19 protein-coding genes and 1 tRNA gene are annotated in these 20,489 nt (G+C 70.7%); 6 read left to right on the forward strand and 14 right to left on the reverse strand.

What is annotated here, in order from left to right; genetic code table 11:
- Nucleotides 1-236 precede the first annotated feature (236 nt).
- A tRNA-Met gene (locus tag ACZ6EG_RS16925) sits at nucleotides 237-310 on the reverse strand.
- Between the two features lie 97 nt (nucleotides 311-407).
- Nucleotides 408-3,374, reverse strand: a complete 2,967-nt coding sequence (locus ACZ6EG_RS16930) for a UPF0182 family membrane protein (protein WP_469605551.1) — start codon at nucleotides 3,372-3,374, stop codon at nucleotides 408-410.
- A 164-nt stretch (nucleotides 3,375-3,538) separates the two neighbouring features.
- Between ACZ6EG_RS16930 and ACZ6EG_RS16935 the strand changes: the two genes are divergently transcribed.
- Nucleotides 3,539-4,081 (forward strand): PPA1309 family protein, encoded by a 543-nt coding sequence (locus tag ACZ6EG_RS16935; protein WP_391969634.1) that lies wholly within the window; start codon nucleotides 3,539-3,541, stop codon nucleotides 4,079-4,081.
- 42 nt (nucleotides 4,082-4,123) lie between these two features.
- On the opposite strand, the gene ACZ6EG_RS16940 is transcribed toward ACZ6EG_RS16935, so the two are convergent.
- From ACZ6EG_RS16940 to ACZ6EG_RS16955, 4 genes are all read right to left on the reverse strand, one after another.
- Complete coding sequence (locus ACZ6EG_RS16940; protein WP_391969635.1) at nucleotides 4,124-5,218, reverse strand: YlbL family protein; 1,095 nt, start codon at nucleotides 5,216-5,218, stop codon at nucleotides 4,124-4,126.
- A gap of 52 nt (nucleotides 5,219-5,270) precedes the next feature.
- Complete coding sequence (locus tag ACZ6EG_RS16945; protein WP_356604389.1) at nucleotides 5,271-5,435, reverse strand: hypothetical protein; 165 nt, start codon at nucleotides 5,433-5,435, stop codon at nucleotides 5,271-5,273.
- A 123-nt stretch (nucleotides 5,436-5,558) separates the two neighbouring features.
- Nucleotides 5,559-6,020 carry a molybdenum cofactor biosynthesis protein MoaE gene (locus ACZ6EG_RS16950; protein WP_469605252.1) on the reverse strand — a complete coding sequence of 154 codons (462 nt, stop codon included), beginning with the start codon at nucleotides 6,018-6,020 and terminating at the stop codon, nucleotides 5,559-5,561.
- A 177-nt stretch (nucleotides 6,021-6,197) separates the two neighbouring features.
- On the reverse strand, nucleotides 6,198-7,319 hold the full coding sequence (locus ACZ6EG_RS16955; protein WP_469605255.1) for an SDR family oxidoreductase: 1,122 nt from the start codon (nucleotides 7,317-7,319) through the stop codon (nucleotides 6,198-6,200).
- Between the two features lie 192 nt (nucleotides 7,320-7,511).
- On the opposite strand from ACZ6EG_RS16955, the gene ACZ6EG_RS16960 reads away from it, so the two are divergent.
- Together ACZ6EG_RS16960 and ACZ6EG_RS16965 are read left to right on the forward strand one after the other, a co-directional pair.
- Nucleotides 7,512-8,978, forward strand: a complete 1,467-nt coding sequence (locus ACZ6EG_RS16960) for a zinc-dependent metalloprotease (RefSeq protein WP_391969637.1) — start codon at nucleotides 7,512-7,514, stop codon at nucleotides 8,976-8,978.
- Nucleotides 8,975-9,490 carry an NUDIX hydrolase gene (locus ACZ6EG_RS16965; protein ID WP_469605260.1) on the forward strand — a complete coding sequence of 172 codons (516 nt, stop codon included), beginning with the start codon at nucleotides 8,975-8,977 and terminating at the stop codon, nucleotides 9,488-9,490. The genes ACZ6EG_RS16960 and ACZ6EG_RS16965 overlap by 4 nt, the downstream gene beginning before the upstream one ends.
- A gap of 62 nt (nucleotides 9,491-9,552) precedes the next feature.
- Here ACZ6EG_RS16965 and ACZ6EG_RS16970 read toward each other — a convergent pair whose 3' ends face one another.
- The 4 genes from ACZ6EG_RS16970 to ACZ6EG_RS16985 form a co-directional block, all read right to left on the reverse strand.
- Nucleotides 9,553-10,308 carry an AIM24 family protein gene (locus tag ACZ6EG_RS16970; RefSeq protein ID WP_391969639.1) on the reverse strand — a complete coding sequence of 252 codons (756 nt, stop codon included), beginning with the start codon at nucleotides 10,306-10,308 and terminating at the stop codon, nucleotides 9,553-9,555.
- 17 nt (nucleotides 10,309-10,325) lie between these two features.
- On the reverse strand, nucleotides 10,326-11,006 hold the full coding sequence (locus tag ACZ6EG_RS16975) for an AIM24 family protein (RefSeq protein ID WP_053136797.1): 681 nt from the start codon (nucleotides 11,004-11,006) through the stop codon (nucleotides 10,326-10,328).
- A gap of 13 nt (nucleotides 11,007-11,019) precedes the next feature.
- Nucleotides 11,020-12,768, reverse strand: coding sequence for a TerD family protein (locus tag ACZ6EG_RS16980; protein WP_469605264.1), 1,749 nt, complete (start codon nucleotides 12,766-12,768; stop codon nucleotides 11,020-11,022).
- Between the two features lie 147 nt (nucleotides 12,769-12,915).
- Nucleotides 12,916-13,512 (reverse strand): M48 metallopeptidase family protein, encoded by a 597-nt coding sequence (locus ACZ6EG_RS16985; RefSeq protein ID WP_356604375.1) that lies wholly within the window; start codon nucleotides 13,510-13,512, stop codon nucleotides 12,916-12,918.
- Nucleotides 13,513-13,778: 266 nt separating this feature from the next.
- Here ACZ6EG_RS16985 and ACZ6EG_RS16990 point away from each other — a divergent pair, with 266 nt between their 5' ends.
- Nucleotides 13,779-14,993, forward strand: a complete 1,215-nt coding sequence (locus ACZ6EG_RS16990; RefSeq protein ID WP_469605268.1) for a TOMM precursor leader peptide-binding protein — start codon at nucleotides 13,779-13,781, stop codon at nucleotides 14,991-14,993.
- Nucleotides 14,986-16,377 carry an ABC1 kinase family protein gene (locus tag ACZ6EG_RS16995; RefSeq protein WP_391969642.1) on the forward strand — a complete coding sequence of 464 codons (1,392 nt, stop codon included), beginning with the start codon at nucleotides 14,986-14,988 and terminating at the stop codon, nucleotides 16,375-16,377. The genes ACZ6EG_RS16990 and ACZ6EG_RS16995 overlap by 8 nt, the downstream gene beginning before the upstream one ends.
- 105 nt (nucleotides 16,378-16,482) lie before the next feature.
- Here ACZ6EG_RS16995 and ACZ6EG_RS17000 read toward each other — a convergent pair whose 3' ends face one another.
- The 4 genes from ACZ6EG_RS17000 to ACZ6EG_RS17015 form a co-directional block, all read right to left on the reverse strand.
- Nucleotides 16,483-16,806 (reverse strand): hypothetical protein, encoded by a 324-nt coding sequence (locus ACZ6EG_RS17000; RefSeq protein WP_391969643.1) that lies wholly within the window; start codon nucleotides 16,804-16,806, stop codon nucleotides 16,483-16,485.
- Nucleotides 16,803-17,180 (reverse strand): WhiB family transcriptional regulator, encoded by a 378-nt coding sequence (locus ACZ6EG_RS17005; RefSeq protein WP_469605272.1) that lies wholly within the window; start codon nucleotides 17,178-17,180, stop codon nucleotides 16,803-16,805. The genes ACZ6EG_RS17000 and ACZ6EG_RS17005 overlap by 4 nt, the downstream gene beginning before the upstream one ends.
- A gap of 174 nt (nucleotides 17,181-17,354) precedes the next feature.
- Entirely contained in the window at nucleotides 17,355-17,687 is a 333-nt protein-coding gene (locus tag ACZ6EG_RS17010) for a hypothetical protein (RefSeq protein ID WP_391969645.1), read from the reverse strand.
- 164 nt (nucleotides 17,688-17,851) lie between these two features.
- Nucleotides 17,852-20,056: an ATP-dependent DNA helicase UvrD2 gene (locus ACZ6EG_RS17015; RefSeq protein ID WP_469605277.1), complete on the reverse strand. Its 2,205-nt coding sequence runs from the start codon at nucleotides 20,054-20,056 to the stop codon at nucleotides 17,852-17,854.
- A gap of 166 nt (nucleotides 20,057-20,222) precedes the next feature.
- Between ACZ6EG_RS17015 and ACZ6EG_RS17020 the strand changes: the two genes are divergently transcribed.
- On the forward strand, nucleotides 20,223-20,465 hold the full coding sequence (locus tag ACZ6EG_RS17020) for a mycoredoxin (RefSeq protein WP_356604362.1): 243 nt from the start codon (nucleotides 20,223-20,225) through the stop codon (nucleotides 20,463-20,465).
- Nucleotides 20,466-20,489: the final 24 nt, after the last annotated feature.

A 20,489-nucleotide genomic window follows, 5' to 3' on the forward strand; every position in this document is an offset into this window, starting at 1 on the left:
GTCCATCGTCGCACCACCTGCAACCTGGGTACATCCGGTATACCGCAGCCAGTGAGGTCACTTCAGCGTTTTGTCGACATGCCCACAGGGAGACAAGTCAAACACAGATGGGCCCAACTCCCCTGGGCGGCGCGGCCGTCGCCCCCGTCGGCACATGCGTTCGCACATCACGAAGGCCCGGATTCCTTGTGGAATCCGGGCCTTCGTGGTCGCTCGCACGTAGCGCTCGACTTCAGTAGCGGGGACAGGATTTGAACCTGCGACCTCTGGGTTATGAGCCCAGCGAGCTACCGAGCTGCTCCACCCCGCGCCGTTGTGTTCACAACCGTATCACGGCGCGGGGTGGGCTCTGACCAGGTCGAACGACGGCCCCGTGCGGGGCACGGAGTCGACTCGGGGCAGCGCCGTCAGCCGCTGTCCGAGCCCCCGCCGGCGTCACCGCTCGGTGAGGAGCTGGGACTGGCCTTGCCGTCCTCGCCCTTGTCCCCGTTCTTGCCGCCGCTCTCGTCGGCCTTGGCCTGTGCGTCCTCGGCCCGCCGCAGCGCCTCCTCCAGGTCCTTCTGCGCCTCGGCGTACGCGGCGAGGTCCTTCTGCTCCAGGGCTGTCTGCCCGGCGTCGAAGGCCTCCTGCGCGTCGCTCAGCGCTTCCCGGACCGTCGGGTTGGTGGACGTCGGTGGTGGCTCGGTCGTGTCCTCGCCCTCGTCCGCCGGTGGATCGGTCTCGGCGGCCTGCGCTCCGAAGACCTTGTTGAGGGCCTCGTCGAGGGTGTTCTCGAAGGCGGTGTTGCCCCCGTAGCTCACCAGCACCTTGCGCAGCAGCGGGTACTTGAGGTCGCCACCGCGGACGTAGACCGGTTCCACGTAGAGCAGTCCGCCGTCGAGCGGCACCGTCAGCAGGTTGCCGTACTCGACCTCCGAGTCGCCGCCTCTCAGCAGCCTGATGGACTCGGCGATGTCCTGTTCGGAGTTGAACTGGCTCTGGACCTGTTTGGGTCCGTCGACGGTCGTGCTGGTCGGCAGTTTCAGGATTCTGATCTTGCCGTAGCCCTCCGTCCCCGCTTCGGCGTCGACCGCCATGAACGCGCTGAGGTTGTCACGTCCGTTGGGTGTGAAGGTCGTCGTGAGCGAGAACGCCTGCTGCTGCTGGTCGGGCATCTTCATGCTCAGGTAGTACGGCGGTACCGCGTCGCCCGACTTGTTGGTCGGGTCGTCCGGCACCTGCCACACCTCGCTGCCGCTGAGGAACGTGTTGGCGTCCTTCACGTGGTAGCGCGTGAGCAGCTCGCGCTGGACCTTGAACAGGTCCTGCGGATAGCGCAGGTGCGCCATCAGCGCGCCCGAGATCTCGCTCTTGTCCTTCACCGTGTTCGGGAACGCCTTCATCCAGGTCTTGAGGACCGGGTCCTTGGTGTCCCACTGGTAGAGCTTGACGTCGCCGCTGTACGCGTCGACGGTCGCCTTCACGGAGTTGCGGATGTAGTTGACCTGGTTCTGCTGGGCCACCACCGCGCGCGAGTTGTTGTTCGCGGTCAGCGAGTCCGCCGTGGTGTCGCCCAGCGTCGTACGGGACGCGTACGGATAGCCGTTCGTCGTCGTGTAGGCGTCGACGATCCACTGGATGCGGCCGTCCACCACCGCCGGGTAGGCGTCGCCGTCGATGGTCAGCCACGGGGCGACCGCCTCGACGCGCTCCTTGGGCGTGCGGTTGTAGAGGATCCTCGAGCCCTCGCCGATCGCGCCGGAGTACAGGATCTGCGGCTCGCTGAACGCGGCCGCGTACGCCGCCCGGTTGATCGGGTTGGAGAGGTCGACGCCGCCGTCGCCCTTGTAGCTGAACGTCTTCTCGCCGGTGTCGTCGGAGTAGTCGATCTCCTTCTGGGGACCGCCGACGATCGAGTACGTGGTGGTCTTCTCGCCGTAGTACACCCGCTGCTCGTAGGTGCCGAGGTCGCCCTCGGACGGCAGGTCGGACTCGGTGAACACCGGACGGCCCTCGGGGTCGACCTCGGTGCCCTTGGCCGCGACGACGCCGTAGCCGTGGGTGTAGCGGAAGTGGTTGTTGATCCAGTTCTTCTTCGGGATTCCGGCGAGGTTCAGCTCGCGCAGACCGATGACCGTGTCCTGGTCCTTGCCGTCCTTGGCGTAGCGGTCGACGTCCAGGTTGGTCGGGAACGCGTAGTAGTTACGCATCTGCTGGAGCTGCTGGAACGTGGGCGAGACGATGTTCGGGTCCATGATCCGTACGGAGGCCGCGGCGTCCGCGTCGTCCCGGAGCTTGGTCTTGTCCTTGGTCTCGCTCCTGCCCGGGTACTCGGCGACCTGGGTGCCCTCGATGCCGTAGGCGTCGCGTGTCGCCGTCAGGTTCTTCTCGACGTACGGCGCTTCCTTGGCCTGCTCGTTCGGCTGGACCTGGAACTTCTGGACGAGCGCCGGGTACAGACCGCCGATGAGGATCGCGGAGAGCACCATGAGGCCGAAGCCGATCACCGGCAGCTGCCAGGTGCGCCGCCAGATGGTGGCGAAGAACAGCAGCGCGCAGATGACCGCGATGCAGAACAGGATCGTCTTGGCCGGCAGGTAGGCGTTGGCGTCGACGTACCGCAGGCCGGTCCAGTTGTCGGTCGCCTTGAAGTCGCTGGACTTCACCGCCAGCCCGTACCGGTCGAGCCAGTAGGCGACGGCCTTGAGGGCGACGAAGATGCCGAGGAGCACCGAGAGGTGCCCGGTGGCCGCGGCCGTGGCGCGCGCGCCGGGGCTGGTGACGCGCAGCCCGCCGTACAGGTAGTGGGTGAGCGCGGCCGCGATCACGGAGATGATCACGGCGGCGAAGCCGAAGCCGAGCAGGAACCGGTACCAGGGCAGGTCGAAGGCGTAGAAGGCGACGTCCAGCTTGAACTGGGGGTCCTTCTGCCCGAAGGACACGCCGTTGACCCACATCAGCCAGGTCCGCCACTGACCGGACGCCGAGGCGCCGGCGATCAGGCCGACCAGAGCGGTGATGCCGAAGAGCAGCCACTTCTTGTACGGGGCGATGCCCATCCGGTACCGGTCGAGGTTCTGCTGCTCCATCGACATGGCGCTCAGCGGCGGCCGCAGCCGGTGGGCCAGCCAGATGTTGAACCCGACGGCGACTGCCATCAGCAGGCCGAACACGAGGAACAGCCCGATCTTGGTCCACAGGGTCGTCGTGAACACCGACGAGTAGTGGACCGACCGGTACCAGAGCCAGTCCGTCCAGAAGCCCGCGAACATGGTGAAGGCCATGCCGAGCACGGCCAGGACACCGAGTGTCATCAGCAGGGTTCGGACGCGCCGGGACGGGCGGCCCACTCTGATCCGCGGCCCCGTCGGGGGGCCTCCGCCGCGGTCCGGCATCTGGAAAGCCAAGGTGCGCACCTCGAAGTTCGCTGTTGATCCGTCAGGCCCTCGGGTTCGCGGGCCCCCCGTGCGCCCCCGTGATCGTGGGCCCACACATATGCAACTTACTCATCGTTTACTCGGTTCCCGATTCGGGCCAGTAACGAGGCAGGATTGTGACCATGTCCAACACCCCCATGGCAGCGAGCCCCCTCACCCGGGCCGTACTCGAGATCGACGAGTACGTCTCCGGCCTCGGCTGGGACCAGCCCGCACGCCTCTTTGCACTTGTCGACACCGCCCGCCTGACGGCGGACCAGCCCTCGCTCGCGAACCGGCTCGGTCTGCAGGCCGAGCCGGAGAGCTCCGGCCTGACCCCGATCGAGCAGGACGAGATTCCAACGGACCAGCCGCTCGACGAGTTCCTGGGCACCATCGCCTGGCCCGACGCGGTGGTCGGCTGCGCCCTCGCCGTCGAGCGCCTGATGCTGCCGCCCTCCGCCGAGGCCCAGGTCCCCCAGGGGCTGAACGAGACGAAGCTGGCGCAGTGGGTGGCGGAGCACCCGGACCGCCAGGAGGTCCGCATGACGGTCGCGGTCCTGCGCGACGGCAGCCGCGACTCGGCCCTGCGGCTGCGGGAGAAGGACACGGCCACGGAGGTCCTCACGGGCTCCGAGCTGGTGCCGGGTCTGGCCCAGGCTCTGACGGCGACCTTCGAGGAGTAGCGGAGACCGGCCCCGCCGGGAGTCGGCGACCGCTGGGGCCGGTCAGCCCTCCGCGCACTTCGGCAGGTCGGCCGTCTTCCCCGAGCGGATGTCGCCGAGCGCGCCGAGGGCGTCGTCGATGGTGTCCACCTTCACGAGGGTGAGCCCGTCGGGGACGTCCTCGGCGGCGGCCGCGCAGTTGTCGGCGGGCGTCAGGAAGTACTTGGCCCCCTTGGCGCGCGCGCCGATGGTCTTCATCCCGATGCCGCCGATCGGACCGACCTTGCCGTTGTCGTCGATCGTGCCGGTGCCGGCGACGAACGTGCCGCCGGTGAGGTCGCCCGGCGTGAGCTTGTCGTAGATGCCGAGGGCGAACATCAGGCCGGCGCTCGGGCCGCCGACGTCGGCCAGCTTGATGTCGATGGAGAACGGGAACGTGTGGTCGGTTCCCGCGGAGATCCCGACGACGGCGCGCTTCTCGCCCGCGTCGTCGGAGGTCTCGGTGGTGACCGTGACCTTCTCGGTCTTCGTGGGTGTCCGCTTCTCCTTCTCCGCGGCCGTCTGCTCCGCGGCGGGCACGATGGTGAAGACGACGTCCTGTCCGGGCTTGTGCTCGGTCACCAGGTCGGCGACGTCTCCGGGTTTCCCGACGGTCTTCCCGTCCACGGCCTTAATCACGTCACCGGCGTGCAGCCTGCCCTCGGCCGGGGAGTCCTTGACCACCGTGGAGACGACCACCCAGGACTTCACCGGGATGTCGAGCGCCTTCAGGGCGGCGACCTTGGCGCTCTCCTGGGACTGGCTGAACTCCTCGGCGTTCTCCTGGGTGGCCTCTTCCTCCGTCTTGCCCTCCGGGTAGAGGGTGTCGTGCGGCACCACGCGGTTGTCGTGCGCCAGCCAGCCGTAGACCGCTTCCACGAGGTTCATCTTGTACTCGGCGCTGGTGACCCGGACGGTGGTCATGTTCAGATGGCCGCCGGCCTCGTAGGTCTTGTGTCCGGAGATCTGCAGCACCGGCTCGCCGTCGTGATCGCCCAGGGTGTTCACCGTCGGCCCCGGGGACATCTCCGAGTACGGCACGGGGATGAACACACCCGCGCACAGGAGCGCGATCAGCATCAGGGTGGAGGCGAGCATCGTCGCGGTGCGGCGTGGCATGGCACGACAGTACGGGACGCGGCTGTCGGAACACCGTCAGGGCGGTGCCAGGTCAGGCGCCGGTACGGGCCCGCTCCATGGCCTCGCGGAACCGGGCGTACCCGTCCAGTTCGGGACCGTCGCCCCGTGCCTTGCGGGTCCGGTTGGCCCAGCTGCCCCACAGACCCGCGCCGACGGCGGCGAACAGCGGAATCAGCAACCAGGCGAGCGCTGCCATGCCGACCTCCCAACCCCATGAGCTCCGCGACTGACTGATCAGCAGATTAACCATCCGCAGTGACAACGCTCACGCCGGGGGTGCGGTTACGCAACCGGAGGTACGCAGGTGACGGTGGTCCCGTCAGCAGGCGCCCACCCACTCCTCGGTCCCGTCGGAGAACGTCTGGTGCTTCCAGATGGGCACCTCGTGCTTCAGGTCGTCGATCAGCTGCCGGCACGCGTCGAAGGCCTCCCCCCGGTGCGGGCAGGACACGGCGACGACGACGGCGAGGTCGCCCACCTCCAGGTCCCCCACCCGGTGGACGGCGGCGAGCGCCCGTACGGGGTGCTTCGCGACGACCTTCTCGGCGATCCGCCGCATCTCGGCCTCGGCGCTGGGGTGGCAGGAGTACCCGAGGCGGTCGACGTCGGTGCCCCCGTCGTGGTTGCGTACCGTCCCCACGAACAGGGCGGTGCCGCCGGCCCCGTCGTCGCCGACGGCCCGGAAGACCTCGTCCACGGAGAGGGGGGTCTCCCGGATGCCGATCAGCTTGACGGGGTCCGGGGCGGCCAGCTCGCCCGGGTGGTCGCTCGTGGTTGCCATGCGTCCATCGTGCCCCACGGCGCGGACGGCGCGGAATAGCGTCATCACCCGGCACGCGCGCGTACCGCTTTGGAGCCTTCTACAGGGGACCGGCCCGTGGTGGAACGGGCGGGCGGCCTGGGCAGGCAGGCGTACGGGACAGGCGGGCGCGGGAGATCCGGGCCGGGCGGTGCCCGCTCAGAAGCGGCGTCGCGCCTTCCGCGCCCGTCGCACCACCGCCGCCGCGCCCAGCAGCGCCACCGTGGCTCCCGCGGCGCCCGCCGCCGTCGCGTCCTTGCGGCCGAGGCGCCGCCCGGCGACGGTATGCCGCCCGGAGACCTCCTCGAGCAGCTGGGCGAGGACCTCCTCGTTGGTGTACTTCGGCCGCCATCCGGCGTCGTGCAGCCGGCTGCCGCTCACCACCCAGGGGTACATCGTGTACGCCAGGTCGCCGGCCGGTGAGGGTGTCAGCCCGATCCGGTGCAGCCGGGCCGCCGCGCCGAGCGCGACCGCCGAGGGCAGTTCCATCCGCCGGACCCCGCTGAGCTCCTCGACCTCCTCCTGCTCCAGCCATCCGTCGCACCCCACGGCCAGTTCCCCCTCGGCCTTCTCCAGGACGGCGTACTCCAGGGCGCTGCACAGATCGTCCACGTGGCAGAACTGCCAGGCCGGCCGCGACCCGGCCACGACCAGCAGCCGAGGCGACTCGAAGTACCTGGTCAGCGCGGTGTCGACGCCCCCGACCAGGACCGCCGGGCGAACGACGGTCACGTTCAGCCCGGGGTGCGCCCGCGGGGCGCGCCGCGCGAGCCGCTCGATCTCCAGCAGGTCCCCGACACCCGTCGCCTCGGCCGTGGCGCGCAGTTCGGCGTCCTCGGACAGCGGCAGCTCGTTGTCCGGGAGGGCGCCGTAGACCATCGCGGAGGTGCACAGGACGACCCGATGCACGCCGGCCGCCGCGGCCGCGGTCAGCACGGTCTGTGTCCCCCGCACGTTGTAGGCCGTCCGGGCGGCCGCGTCCGTCTCCAGATCGAGGTCGAGCGCCAGGTGCACCACCACGTCCGCGCCGCGCAGCTTCTCGGCGATGGCGGGGTCCCGCACGTCCAGGATCTGCCACTGCGCCGCCGCACACTCCCCCCGCCGTTCGTCGATGGCCACGACCTGTCTGACCTCGTCGGACGCGGCGAGCCGCTCGGTGAGCAGCGCCCCGACCCCGGAGGCGGCACCGGTGACCGCGACCACGGGTCCCCGCGCGCGGGGGCGGGCGGAACTGGTTGACTGGTTTCGCGCTGCGCGAACCTGCGGATCTGGGGAACTCACCGGGCGTCTCCAGCGGTTGTCTTCAGTACGGGCGCGCTCGACGCGTACGTACCAGGTGGCATCCATCCTGCCGCAGGCCGCCAGTCGGCGAAGCACCGAGGCCCGAACCGCCCCAGGTGTCTACGCTGGGTGTGAAAGTCGGGCAGCCGTGCCGCCGGAAAGAACCGGCGGCCCTACCAGCCGAGGAACCCCGTGAGTGACACCCCATTCGGATTCGGCCTTCCGCCGGAGGAGCCGGACGACGGCGACGAGGGCAAGAAGAAGGACCAGCAGGGCGGCGGTGGTCAGGGACCGGCCAACCCGTTCGGATTCGGGATGCCCGGAGCCGGAGGCTTTGGCGGCCCCGGTGCGGACAACCCGTTCGCTGCCATGTTCGGTTCCATGAACCCCACCGACCTGGGCGCCGCGTTCCAGCAGCTCGGCCAGATGCTCTCCTACGAGGGCGGCCCGGTGAACTGGGACATGGCCAAGCAGATCGCCCGCCAGACGGTCTCCCAGGGCACACCGGACGGCACCAAGGACGCCAGCGTGGGCCCCGCCGAGCGCAAGGCCGTCCAGGAGGCCGTGCGCCTGGCCGACCTGTGGCTGGACGACGCGACGGCGCTGCCGTCGGGCGCGGGCACCGCGGTGGCCTGGAGCCGCGCGGAGTGGGTCGAGGCGACACTGCCCGCCTGGCGGGAGCTGGTCGATCCGGTCGCCGAGCGCGTCGGCACCGCCATGGGCGATGTGCTGCCGGAGGAGATGCAGGCCATGGCCGGCCCGCTGATCGGCATGATGCGGTCCATGGGCGGCGCCATGTTCGGCACCCAGATCGGTCAGGCCGTCGGCGTTCTGGCCGGCGAGGTCGTCGGCTCGACCGACGTGGGCCTGCCGCTCGGCCCGGCCGGGAAGGCCGCCCTGCTGCCGGTGAACATCGAGGCGTTCGGCAAGGACCTCGGCGTGCCGCAGGAGGAGGTGCGGCTGTATCTCGCCCTGCGCGAGGCGGCCCACCAGCGCCTCTTCGCCCATGTGCCGTGGCTGCGCTCGCACCTGTTCGGTGCGGTCGACGGCTACGCCCGTGGGATCAAGGTGGACACGGCCAAGCTGGAGGACGTGGTCGGCCAGTTCGACCCGCAGAACCCCGAGCAGCTGCAGGAGGCGCTTCAGCAGGGCATGTTCCAGCCGGAGGACACGCCGGAGCAGAAGGCGGCGCTGGCCCGGCTGGAGACGGCGCTCGCCCTGGTCGAGGGCTGGGTGGACGCGGTGGTGCACGCCGCCGCCAAGCCGCGCCTGTCCTCCGCCGACGCGCTGCGCGAGACGCTGCGCCGCCGCCGCGCCTCGGGCGGTCCTGCGGAGCAGACGTTCGCCACGCTGATCGGCCTGGAGCTGCGCCCGCGCCGGCTGCGGGACGCCTCCCGTCTGTGGGCGTCGCTGACGGACGCGCGCGGTGTCGACGGCCGGGACGGCCTGTGGGCCCACCCGGACATGCTGCCGACGGCGACCGACCTGGACGACCCGGACGGCTTCGTCCACCGTGAGCAGCTCGACTTCTCCGAGCTGGACAAGATGCTCGGCGAGGCGGCCGGCAAGCCCGACCTGAAGAAGAAGGACGGGAACGGGCAGGACGACAAGGGTCACGGCGGGACCGGGGCCGAGGGCCGGAGCGACGACGCCGAGTGAGCCTTCACGACGACGCGGTCCTGGTCCTCAAGGGGTACGAGGGCCAGGACACACTGCGGCAGCTCTACCTGGACCACCTCGCCACGCACCCCGACGGTCTGTGGAAGGCCTGCGGGGACGGGCACATCACGGCGAGCGCCCTGGTGATCGACCCGGCGCGCGGCCAGGTCCTGCTGACCCTGCACAAGAAGTTGCGCATGTGGCTGCAGATGGGCGGTCACTGCGAGCCCGTCGACCAGACCCTGGCGCAGGCGGCCCTGCGCGAGGGCACGGAGGAGTCCGGCATCGCCGGTCTGACCCTGCTCCCCGGCGGTCCGGTCCGGCTCGACCGGCACCACACACCCTGCGCCTGGCATCTGGACGTCCAGTACGCGGCGGTGGCCGCGGACGGGGCCGTGGAGGCGATCAGTGACGAGTCCCTCGATCTGCGCTGGTTCCCGTACGCCGAGGTCGCGGACGTGGCCGACGAGTCGGTCGTACGCCTGCTGGAGGCGACCCGGTCGCGGCTCTGACGTGTAAGGGGTGACCGCGTATGCGATCACCCCTTACCGGGCCGTCGGCCCGCGCTGTGCGCTCAGCTCCAGACGTTGCCCTGGTTCTGACCGCGGGCACCCTGCTGGCCCATGCCGTACTGCGCGGACAGGCCCGAGCCGAGCTGCGCGTTCTGCGGCGGCAGCAGCTCGCTGGGCTGGACGAGCGCGAAGCCGCTGCCCATGAAGCTCAGCTCCCAGCCCTCGCCGGTGTTGCCCCGGCGCCGCCACACCCCGGAGGAGTGCGTCTGGGCCTGCATCTGCACGCGCAGGCCGGTGGACCAGGCGACGATCGCGTCGGCGTCGCAGTTGACGAACTTGTCGGGCGTCACCTGCATGAGCAGCGGGGCACCCGAGGTCATCAGGGCGATCCTGCCCCGGCCGGTGATGTTGAGCTGGTACTTCCCCGAGCCGGAGATGCCGTACAGGCTGTCGACCGCGATCACCTCGTGGTGCAGGGACGAGTCCATGGCCAGTACGTAGCTGCTGTCGACGGTGAGACCGTCCTGGTCGACGTCCATCACGTGGATGTGCTGGGCGAGGTTGGCGAAGAAGACCGTGCCCTGCCCGTGGCAGCGCATCAGGTCCAGGCCCTCCCCCGTGTGCGCACGCGCGCGTGACTGGTTGCCGCTCTGGTACTCGGCGTCGAACTCGACGAGACCCTGGTAGGCGACCATCGTGCCCTTGCGGGCGAGTACGTCGTCGTGGCCCTGGAGGGCGACGCGGAGCATGTGCTTGTTCTGCAGGCTCCAGGCTTCCTGGGTCTGCTGGTCGTTGTAGGCGAAAAGCGGGCTCTGCATGGTGTTCTCGCTCCCCCTCAGCCCCGTACCCGGAGGCGGTCGGTGCTGTCCTCGCTGGGCTGGACGACGACGATTCCCTGACCTGAGAAGGCCATCTGGTAGGCCTCGCCACTGCCGCGGCCGATCAGCGACTGCGCCTTGAAACTCCGCTTGCCCTTCACCTTGAGGTTCGGGGACCAGGCGACGAGCGCGTCCGGGTCGACGTACGTCTCGTCCTCGCCGCCACCGCAGTCGACGACGATCGGCTTGCCCCGGGAGGTGAGCGCCACCCAGCCCTGGCCTGAGATCTTGGTGTTCCACAGGCCCTGGCCGGCGAACTTCGCCAGCCCCTTGACCCGCTCGACGCCCCACGTCAGGTGCGCGTCGAAGGCGAGCAGGTTGGTGGCGTTGACGGAGATCCCGTCGCCGTTGAGGTTGATGACGACGACGTTCGCGCCGTAGTCGGCGAGGTAGAGCAGGCCGTCGCCGGAGCACTTCATCAGGGGCGCGCCCTCACCGGTGGCCCAGTCGCGGGCGATCTGGCGGACGGCAGGCGGGTTGGGCTCGTACTGGACGAAGCCCTCGTAGGCGACCATCGAGCCCACGCGCGCGAGGAGGTCGTGTCCGGTCTGCATGGCGACCTTCAGCATGTGGTTGCCGTGGTTCTCCATGCGGGCGGTGACCGGTGCGGGAGCGTAGCCCGCGAGCGGCTGGTTCATGTCGGGCTCTCCCTCAGATCTCGTACGGCTGGACGACGACGAAGTTGCCGGGCGCCGCCCGGAACTGCAGGTTGACGCTCTCGCCCGTGTCGCCCGCGTAGGAGTTGCGGCGCATCCGCACCTGGCTGGAGACGACCACCTGGGCCGCGGCGGACCAGGCGACGACCGCGTTGCAGTCGGCGAAGGTGGTGGGCGTGACCGGCAGCACCACGGGCACGCCGTGCGTCTTGACGACGATGGTGCCGGTCCCCTGGAACTGCATCGTGAAGAGCGCGCCTCCGGGGATGCCGTGCCCCTCGATGCGGCGGACCTCGTACTGGAGGCTCTCGTCGAAGGCGAGGACGTTCTCCGCGGAGACGCAGATGGCGTCGCCCTGGAGCTCGAGGGGGTGCAGCATCGCCGAGTTGTCGGCGAGGAAGACCTGTCCCTTGCCGGTGCAGCGCATCAGCTGCATCTCCTGGCCGGTGGCGTTGCCCACGACCCGGCCGGCGAATCCGGCGCCCTTGTAGCTGAAGTCGACCTTGCCCTGATAGAGCACCATGCTGCCCTGCCGGGCCAGCACGGGCTGGCCTTCGGCGCCGAGGTCGACGCGGACGAGCTTCTTGTTCTGCTGGGTCCAGCGCTGCCCGGTCGCCGTCTCACGGAACTGCTGCAGCGCGGCCGTCACACCGGCGCCCTGCGGTGCGCCCTGCGGGATTCCCTGCGGTGCGCCCTGCGGGATTCCCTGCGGGGCACCTTGTGGCGCGCCGTGCGGGGTTCCGTAGGGGGCCTGCTGGGCGTAGCCGGGAGGTGGGGTCGGCTGGCCGGGCTGGCCGTACCCGGGCGGCGGGGGCGGGGTGTGCGGCTGGCCGTACCCGGGGGGCGGCGGGGCGGTCTGGCCGGGGACCTGACCGTACGGCTGCTGCTGACCGGGCAGGCCCGGCTGGCCGTAACCCGGCGGCGGGGGCGGCACCGGGGAGCCGCCCGGCGGGGTGTTCATGGGGGCGACGATGGTCTGCGCGGCGTGCACGCCCGGGCCCGGCGCGGGGGCCGGGGGCGGAGTGGCGCCCGGCGGCGGGGCGAAGCCCTGCGGGACGGGCTGCGGTGCGGGGGGAGGCGGGGCCGCCGCGGGGGCGGGTGCGGGTGCGGCGGGAGCGCCGAAGGCCGGAGGCGCCGCGGCCTGGGCGGGCGGGGCGAAGCCCGGCACCGCGCCGGCCTGCGGCTGCTGCGCCTGCTGCGGCGCGGGCGCCTCCTCCTCGGCCACCTCTCCGCCGAAGTTCCTCAGCAGCGCGTCCAGCCCGCCGTCGAAACCCTGTCCGACGGCGGCGAAGCGCCAGACGTCCTTCATGTAGAAGTCGCCCAGCATCACGGCGCGCTCGGTGGAGAACTCCGAGCCGCTGAACGGGTACCGGGCCACCTCCTCACCGCCCGCGACGATCCGGATGTATCCGGAAGACACCTGGGACATCTGCCCGGCGCCGTCGATCGTCGCCGTGAAGGAGAGCTTCCGGATCTGCGGCGGAATCCGGTCGAGGGTGACCCGGAACGACTCCGTGTCGCCCGCTTGGGCGCCCAGGAGCTGGATGGATTCCTCGGGGGTCTTCGGTTGGTTGAAGAACACGAAGAACCGGTCGTCCGACAGCCGCTCCTCGGCGTCCAGACCGAAACAGCTGATGTCGAAGGTCAGCCCGGGGCCGGAGATCTGCACGCCTACGTACAGATCCGTGCCCGCGGTGAGGTCACTGATCCTGGCCTTGTGGCCGCGTTGGAATTCCCTGGCCATGCGTTACGACCGTCCCCCATCCGAATGTAAGTGCGTCGCGCCAGGCTAACGGCTGTCCCGGACACCGGAAGGCGTCGGTACAGACCCGGTACAGAACCCGTGCCGGGCCGTGTCGGACACCTGACGGGGGCGCCCCCTGGGGGCGCGCTATTCGTTGCGGGCGCCGGGCACGTGCGGCAGACGGTCGGCGGCGACCACACCCTCGAGGTAGCCCCGGGCCCGTTCGGTCCTCGGATACGCCTCCAGCAGCCGCCAGAAACGGGGCCCGTGCCCGGGGACGAGCAGATGCGCCAGCTCGTGGAGGAGGACGTAGTCGACGACGTACTCGGGCATGCCCTGCAGGCGGTGCGACAGCCGGATGCTTCCCTCGGACGGCGTGCACGAGCCCCAGCGCGTGTTCTGGTTGGTGACCCACCGTACCGAGGCGGGCCGGGCCCGCCCCTCGAAGTACTGGCCCGACAGTCGCTCCGCGCGCTCGGCCAGCTCGGCGTCGCCGAGGACGCGTTTGCTCTCCTGGGCGGCCAGCTTGTCCAGCATGACGCTCACCCAGCGCCGCTCCTCCGCCTCGGACATGCGGGCGGGGATCAGCACGACGGTGCGGTCGCCCTCGCGGTACGCGGAGACCGTCCGGCGTCGCCGGGTGCTCCTGCGGACTTCGATCGCGCTCGTCCCCGAGCCGTTCGGCGGTGGATTCGTCGGTGTGCGCTGGGACGCCCCGGCGCGGTGCAGTGGGTCGGCGGACACGCCACGACGTTACCCGCTGTACACGGGGAAGTCCCGGCTCCGGAAGGGTTCGGCGCCGATCCGCTGCCTCTCCTGTGAGGTGGACGACTGATTTGTACGACGAATACCCACCGCCTGTGGACAACTTTCGACGGCCGATCACGGATCCGGGCATGCTGGCACTCGCCGACAGATTCACGACCGCTCCGACAAACCGGTACGCGTCCGACCGCGGCCGGGCCGACGGTGTCGCTCGACCACCTGCGAAGACCTACGGGGGACCTGGCATGCATCCGATGGTGAAGCCCGCGCTCAGGCGCGGCTGGCGCGACCTGAACACCGTGCAGTTCGGGATGACGCCGGCGCACGCGCTGACGCTCGGCCCCGTGGACACCGCGACGGGCAGCTTCCTCGAACTGCTCAACGGCACCCGCGGTCCGCAGCTCCTGCGCGAGGAGGGTCGTCGCATGGACCTGCCGGACGGGCACGTCGACCGGGTGCTGGACCGGCTGGCCGGGGCCGGGCTTCTCGACGACTCCCGGGGCGGCGGACCGGACGCCGACGCCCTGCGGGAGCAGAAGGAGGTCCTCGACCGGCTCCGTCCCGATCTGGCCTCCCTGTCCCTGACCACCTCCGAACCGGGTGACGCGATCAGGCACCTCGCGGCCCGGCGGTCCCTCCGGGTGCGGGTCATGGGTGCGGGGCGGGTGGGCGCGGTGCTGTCCGCCCTGTTGTCGGGTGCCGGTGTCGGCGGGGTGGAGGTACTCGACGGCGGATGCGTCGAGCCGGGGGACGTCGCCCCCGGCGGGCTCCCCGCCGAGTCCGTCGGCGACCGCCGGGACGAGACCGCCCGCCGTGTCGTCCGCCGCGCCGCCCCCGGCCGACCGCCGCGCAGCGGTTCCACGCCCTCGGCCGGGGAGGCCGTTTCGGGATTCTCCCTGGTGGTCGTCGCCCCGCGCGACGATGTCGCGGTGCACGCCCCCGACCCCGCCGCCGCGGAGTCCCTGATGGCCTCGGGTACGCCCCATCTGTACGCCGGCGTCGTGGAGGGGACCGGCGTCGTCGGCCCCCTCGTCCTGCCGGGCGAGACCGGCTGCGCGGGCTGCCTGCACGCGGAGCGCGCCGACCGGGACCCGGTCTGGCCCCGCCTGGTCGCCCAGTGGCGCTCCGGCACCCGGCCGCGGGTGCGTCCCTGCGACCTCACCCTCGCCACGACGGTCGCCGGGCTGGCCGCGGCCCACGCGCTTGCCTTCCTGGACGGCCGGACGCCCTCGAGCGCCGGCGCGCGATGGGAGGTCTCTCTGCCCGGCCTGCGGTGGCACACGCACCCCGTCCGGGCTCACCCCGCCTGTCCGTGCGGTGCCGCCGGAAAAGGTGGGCAGGAACACACCTCCGAGTACGGGGAGCGGCGCGCGACAATGGCTGGGCAAGGGCCGTCAGCGGGAGTACGCCGTAAGGCAGTACCGGCGCGGCCGGCTGTGACTTGGAGGGCGCATGTCTGATCTTCCGCGCAAGGCGGTCACCCGGACCGCCAAGCTCGCCGCGCTCCCGCTCGGCTTCGCCGGGCGGGCCACCTGGGGGCTCGGCAAGCGCATCGTGGGTGAGTCCGCGGAGATCGTCGGCCAGCAGTTGCAGCAACGCACCGCGGAGCAGCTGTTCAAGGTGCTGGGCGAGCTGAAGGGCGGGGCGATGAAGTTCGGACAGGCCCTGTCCGTCTTCGAGTCGGCACTGCCCGAGGAGGTCGCCGGCCCCTACCGGGCGGCGCTGACCAAGCTGCAGGAAGCGGCACCGCCGATGCCGACGCGCACGGTACACGGCGTGCTGGCTGAGCGGCTCGGCGAGGACTGGCCCGACCTGTTCCTGGAGTTCGAGGACAAGCCGGCCGCGGCCGCCTCGATCGGTCAGGTGCACCGGGCGGTGTGGCACGACGGCCGCGAGGTGGCGGTCAAGGTGCAGTATCCGGGCGCCGGCGAGGCCCTGCTCTCCGATCTGAACCAGCTCAGCCGCTTCGCCCGCCTGCTGGGCCCGCTGGTCCCCGGCATGGACATCAAACCGCTCATCACGGAGCTCAAGGACCGGGTCTCTGAAGAACTGGACTACGGTCTGGAGGCGCAGGCCCAACGGACGCACGCCGAGGAGTTCGCGGACGACCCGGACATCGTGGTCCCGGACGTCGTCCACCAGTGCGAGCAGGTACTGGTCACCGAATGGATGGACGGCATCCCGCTGTCCGAGATCATCACGGGCGGTACGCCAGAGCAGCGCGACCGGGCCGGTCAGCTCCTGGCCCACTTCCTCTTCTCGGGGCCGGCCCGCACCGGACTGCTGCACGCCGACCCGCATCCCGGAAACTTCCGGCTGCTGTCCGGCGGACCGGACGGCGAGGACGACTGGCGCCTCGGCGTCCTGGACTTCGGCACGGTCGACCGCCTCCCGGGCGGTCTGCCCGAACCCATCGGTTCGGCCCTGCGCATGACCTTGGACGGCGAGGCCGACGCGGTCTACGAGATGCTCTGCGCGGAGGGCTTCGTCAAGGAGTCCATAGAGCTGGAGCCCGACGCCGTCCTCGACTACCTTCTGCCGATCATCGAACCGGCACGCGTCGACGAGTTCACGTTCACCCGTGGCTGGATGCGGAGCCAGGCGGCCCGGATCGGCGACCCGCGCTCCCCGGCGTACCAGTTGGCCAAGCAGCTCAATCTGCCGCCCGCCTACCTCCTCATCCACCGGGTGACCTTGAGCACCATCGGGGTGCTGTGCCAGCTGGGGGCGACGGTGCGGCTGCGCGACGAGCTGGAGGAGTGGCTCGTCGGGTTCCGCCCCGAGGACGAGGACGAGGCAGCGGGGGACGCGTACGAGGTGGACGGGACGGCAGCGGAGGCGTGAGCCTCCACCGCTGAACGCCCCGTGGGGCCGGTCCGTTCGGACGGACCGGCCCCACGGGGAAGAGCTCGCCTCCCGGGCCGGGAGGCCACCGCTTCGGGTGTTCGGCTACTGCATGACCGCCATGGCGAGCGCGCGCCGGGCGCGCATCGAGGCGCGCTCGGCGCGGCGCTGCATCCGGCGAGCGGTCGCCAGGCGCAGCGCCCGGCGTTCCCGCTCGGCCTGCTGCAGGCGGTCGTGCATATGCGCACGAGCCAGGGCTTCTGGGATGAGTTGCATCTCTCGGGTCCTGTTCTGACGCGAGTCCTTCGCGCCGCTGGTGGTGAAGTCTTCAGGCGTGGTGCCTGCGATGTCGTGGGTGGACGGCTTCATCGGGGCCTGCTTCTTGGGGTCGTGCGTGAGGGGACGGTCGATCGTTCCTGCGGTGTTCATGCTGTGACCGGGTTCTTGCGGGGGCGGCCACGGGGCCGCTTCCGGGCTACGACGACACCCTGGACGAACAGCTCACCACCCCAGACGCCCCAGGGCTCACGCCGCTCCTTGGCACCGGCAAGGCAGGCCTCGATCAGCGGGCAGGTGCGGCAGAGGGACTTGGCGTACTCCACGTCGGCCGGCGACTCGGCGAAGAAGACCTCCGGGTCGTAGGAGCGGCACGGGACGGGTACGCCCAGGTTCTCGATGGCGTCGTCGAGCGCGGTGAGCGCGGTGAGCGGGGTGAGCGGGGTCAAGGCGGGGTCCTCCGTGGGGACGGGCTTGGGGATCGTGTCGGAATGCGGTACGGACGGGGCGTGCGCTTCGAGTTGCACGGGTGGTCTTCCTCGTCTGGTCGTTCCGGCCGGTTGGCCGGTTGGCGGCTTGGTACCGGGTTCTTTTCTTGTCCCGAGGCTCCTTCGTGCTGTCGCCCCCGTTCGGGGACAAACAGAAGGGCCGCGGATCCCGGGTGGGGTTCCGCGGCCCTGAAGGCGCCGGCCTGATCGAGATCAGGCTGGATCACTCCAGGGTTCTGGCCCACGGAAGGCCCACATCAGGTGGTGCTGCGTCGTCTGCTTCCGGAATCCGGCACCGGTCGCGGTAAAGGCATAGGCAGGGGCCTGTGCCGCTACTGCTGCTTCCAGTGCCTTGGTCGGTCGCTCATTGCGCTCACGGACGGGAAGGTCCGCGGGGACAACGGAGGCGGAGGCCGGACGCACGGCGCGCATGCCGGACAGACCGGTGCCCGGGTTCGAGGCGCCGAGCGTGCACAGGGAGACGGCCGAGCGATCGGTCAGTTTGGCGGTGGAGCTGACGACGGAGCTGATGTTGATGCTGATCACTGAACTCGCCTCCTCTCGGCGTCTCGGGGGACTGGGATGAACCAGTCCACGGATATGCAAGTACAACACGGTTTCAGGGCCTTCGGGAAGGCCGCTGCTCCCGTGACCAAGAACCTATGGGGATTCCCGGGGCATGCGCAAACTATTTTTTCGACGAGTTCGCATCAGTCGTCGTCGTCCCGCCCCACCCCGTCCTGGCCTGCGCAGATGGCCAGGACATCGGCTCCGTAGCGGTTGAGCTTGCGCGCTCCGACTCCCGGGATCCGGGCCAGCTCACGCTCGTCCTCGGGGACGGACTCGGCGATCGCCATCAGCGTCTTGTCGGTGAAGACGCAGAACGCGGGTTGCCCGCTGCGTCCCGCCTGGACCGCGCGCCACTCGCGCAGCCGCTCGTAGACGCCCTCGTCCATGTCGGACGGGCAGTCCTCGCAGCGCATCAGCTTCATCTCGCCCGCGTCGGTGAGGGTGCGCCCGCAGACCCGGCAGCGGGCCGGGGTCCGCTGGGTCCGTCTCGGGACGGCCGCGGCCACGGCACCGTTCCTTCCGACACCGCGTTCCACACCTCCGGAGCCGCCCGCGGCCGTGCGCCCGGCCGCCGCGCCCGAACCGGGGCGCAGCCCTTTCAGGAAACGGCTGGGCCGGCGGCTCGCCCGGCCGCCGGGCGAGCGCGCCAGTGCCCAGGAGAGGTGCAGCCGTTCACGCGCGCGGGTGACGCCGACATAGAGGAGGCGGCGCTCCTCCTCGATCTGCTCGTCGGTCTTTGCGTAGGCGATCGGCATCATGCCCTCGGTGACGCCCACCAGGAAGACGACGTCCCACTCCAGCCCCTTGGCCGAGTGCAGGGAGGCCAGCGTGACGCCCTGCACCGTCGGAGCGTGCTGGGCCCCGGCCCGCTCGTCGAGTTCCATGACGAGGTCGCTCAGCGTGGCACCCGCTCGGGCGGTGGCGAAGTCCTGGGCGAGACCCACGAGGGCGGCCAGCGACTCCCACCGCTCCCGGACCGCGCCCGACCCGGCCGGGGGCTGGGTGGTCCACCCCTCACCGGACAGCACCGCACGCACCTGCGAGGGCAGGTCCACGACATCGTCGAGGAGCGAGTCGTTGCCGCCGAAGCGCGCGGCCGCCCGCAGGGAACTGTGGGCCTTGCGCACCTCCGGGCGGTCGAAGAAGCGCTCGGCGCCCCGCAGCTGGTACGGGACTCCGGCGTCGGCGAGAGCCTGTTCATAGGTCTCGGACTGGCTGTTGGTGCGGAACAGCACCGCGATCTCGGCAGCCGGAACACCCGCGTCGACAAGCTCCCGGATTCGGCGGGCCGCACCCTCGGCCTCGGCCGGCTCGTCGGCGTACTCGGTGTAGACCGGCTCGGGGCCCGCAGGCCGCTGGGAGACCAGTTCCAGCCGGTGGTCGGCGGCTCGGCCGCTGGCCTGGGCGAGCAGGCCGTCGGCGAGGTGCACGACCTGCGGGGTGGAGCGGTAGTCGCGGACCAGCTTGACGACGGTGGCGCCCGGGTGACGGCTCCGGAAGTCGAGCAGATGGTCGGGGGTTGCTCCTGTGAACGAGTAGATCGTCTGACTGGCGTCACCGACCACGCACAGGTCGTCACGGTCCCCGAGCCACAACTCCAGCAGTCGCTGCTGGAGTGGACTGACGTCCTGGTACTCGTCGACGACGAAGTGCTGATACTGGGCGCGGACCTGCTCGGCGACGTCGCGTCGGTCCTGGAGGACGGCCACCGTGAGCAGCAGCACGTCCTCGAAGTCGATGACGGACCGCCCGCGCTTGAGGTCCTCGTAGGCGGCGTAGAGCTGGGCGATCTCGGCGGGGTCGCGGGGTGCCTCACGGCCGGCCTTGGCCGCCGCGAGGGCGTAGTCGGCGGGGACGGTCTGGGTCACCTTGGACCACTCGATCTCGGCGGTGACGTCGCGCAGCTCGCTCCGTTCGAGACGGACGCGGCAAGCGGCGGCAGCGTCGGCGACGAGCTGGATCTTGCGGTCGACGAGCCTGGGCAGTGAGCCGCCGATCGCTTTCGGCCAGAAGTACTGGAGCTGGCGCAGCGCCGCCGAGTGGAAGGTGCGGGCCTGCACTCCCGCGGCACCGAGCTGGCGCAGTCGGCCGCGCATCTCCCCGGCGGCGCGGTTGGTGAAGGTGACGGCGAGCACGCTGGACGGCTGGAGGATTCCGGCGCGCACTCCGTAGGCGATGCGGTGGGTGATCGCCCGGGTCTTGCCGGTCCCGGCGCCCGCCAGCACGCACACCGGACCGCGCAGGGCGGTCGCCACCTCGCGCTGCTCGGGGTCGAGCCCTTCGAGCACCGCGTCGGCCGAGTCCGGTACCTGCGGGAAAAGGGTGGAGTGCGTTGCTGCTGTCACACCGCCATGCTGCCAGGTCGCGGGAGACAGGTGAGCCGGTTGTCCACAGGCACGCACCGATTGTCGTACCGGTGCGACGGGCGTCACGTGCCGGGAATGGTGGCGCCGCCGCAGACGTTCCCTCCGTGCGACCTCATTTCCGAGCCGCCGAAGGAGCGCGAAACACATGCCGGGCACTGTGACGATGTACAGCACCACGTGGTGCGGCTACTGCCGTCGGCTGAAGAGTCAGATGGACCGCGAGGGCATCGCGTACGAGGAGATCAACATCGAGCAGGATCCGGATTCCGCCGCTTTCGTGGAGAAGGCGAACGGCGGGAACCAGACGGTGCCCACCGTGCTCTTCCCGGACGGCTCGACGCTCACGAATCCCTCGCTGGCGCAGGTGAAGCAGAAGATCGGCGCGTGAGCGCTTCGCCGGCAGCGGCGTGAC

The sequence above is a fragment of the Streptomyces sp. NPDC041968 genome (assembly GCF_055589025.1).

Bases quoted from the DNA above. Each gene is read 5' to 3' on its own strand.
- ACZ6EG_RS16970 (WP_391969639.1), bottom strand. From the start codon at position 10,308: ATGCAGAGCCCGCTTTTCGCCTACAACGACCAGCAGACCCAGGAAGCC.
- ACZ6EG_RS16935 (WP_391969634.1), top strand. From the start codon at position 3,539: ATGTCCAACACCCCCATGGCAGCGAGCCCCCTCACCCGGGCCGTACTC.
- ACZ6EG_RS16945 (WP_356604389.1), bottom strand. From the start codon at position 5,435: ATGGCAGCGCTCGCCTGGTTGCTGATTCCGCTGTTCGCCGCCGTCGGC.
- ACZ6EG_RS16980 (WP_469605264.1), bottom strand. From the start codon at position 12,768: ATGGCCAGGGAATTCCAACGCGGCCACAAGGCCAGGATCAGTGACCTC.
- ACZ6EG_RS16990 (WP_469605268.1), top strand. From the start codon at position 13,779: ATGCATCCGATGGTGAAGCCCGCGCTCAGGCGCGGCTGGCGCGACCTG.
- ACZ6EG_RS16940 (WP_391969635.1), bottom strand. From the start codon at position 5,218: ATGCCACGCCGCACCGCGACGATGCTCGCCTCCACCCTGATGCTGATC.
- ACZ6EG_RS16930 (WP_469605551.1), bottom strand. From the start codon at position 3,374: ATGCCGGACCGCGGCGGAGGCCCCCCGACGGGGCCGCGGATCAGAGTG.
- ACZ6EG_RS16995 (WP_391969642.1), top strand. From the start codon at position 14,986: ATGTCTGATCTTCCGCGCAAGGCGGTCACCCGGACCGCCAAGCTCGCC.
- ACZ6EG_RS16975 (WP_053136797.1), bottom strand. From the start codon at position 11,006: ATGAACCAGCCGCTCGCGGGCTACGCTCCCGCACCGGTCACCGCCCGC.
- ACZ6EG_RS16950 (WP_469605252.1), bottom strand. From the start codon at position 6,020: ATGGCAACCACGAGCGACCACCCGGGCGAGCTGGCCGCCCCGGACCCC.
- ACZ6EG_RS17020 (WP_356604362.1), top strand. From the start codon at position 20,223: ATGCCGGGCACTGTGACGATGTACAGCACCACGTGGTGCGGCTACTGC.
- ACZ6EG_RS17000 (WP_391969643.1), bottom strand. From the start codon at position 16,806: ATGAACACCGCAGGAACGATCGACCGTCCCCTCACGCACGACCCCAAG.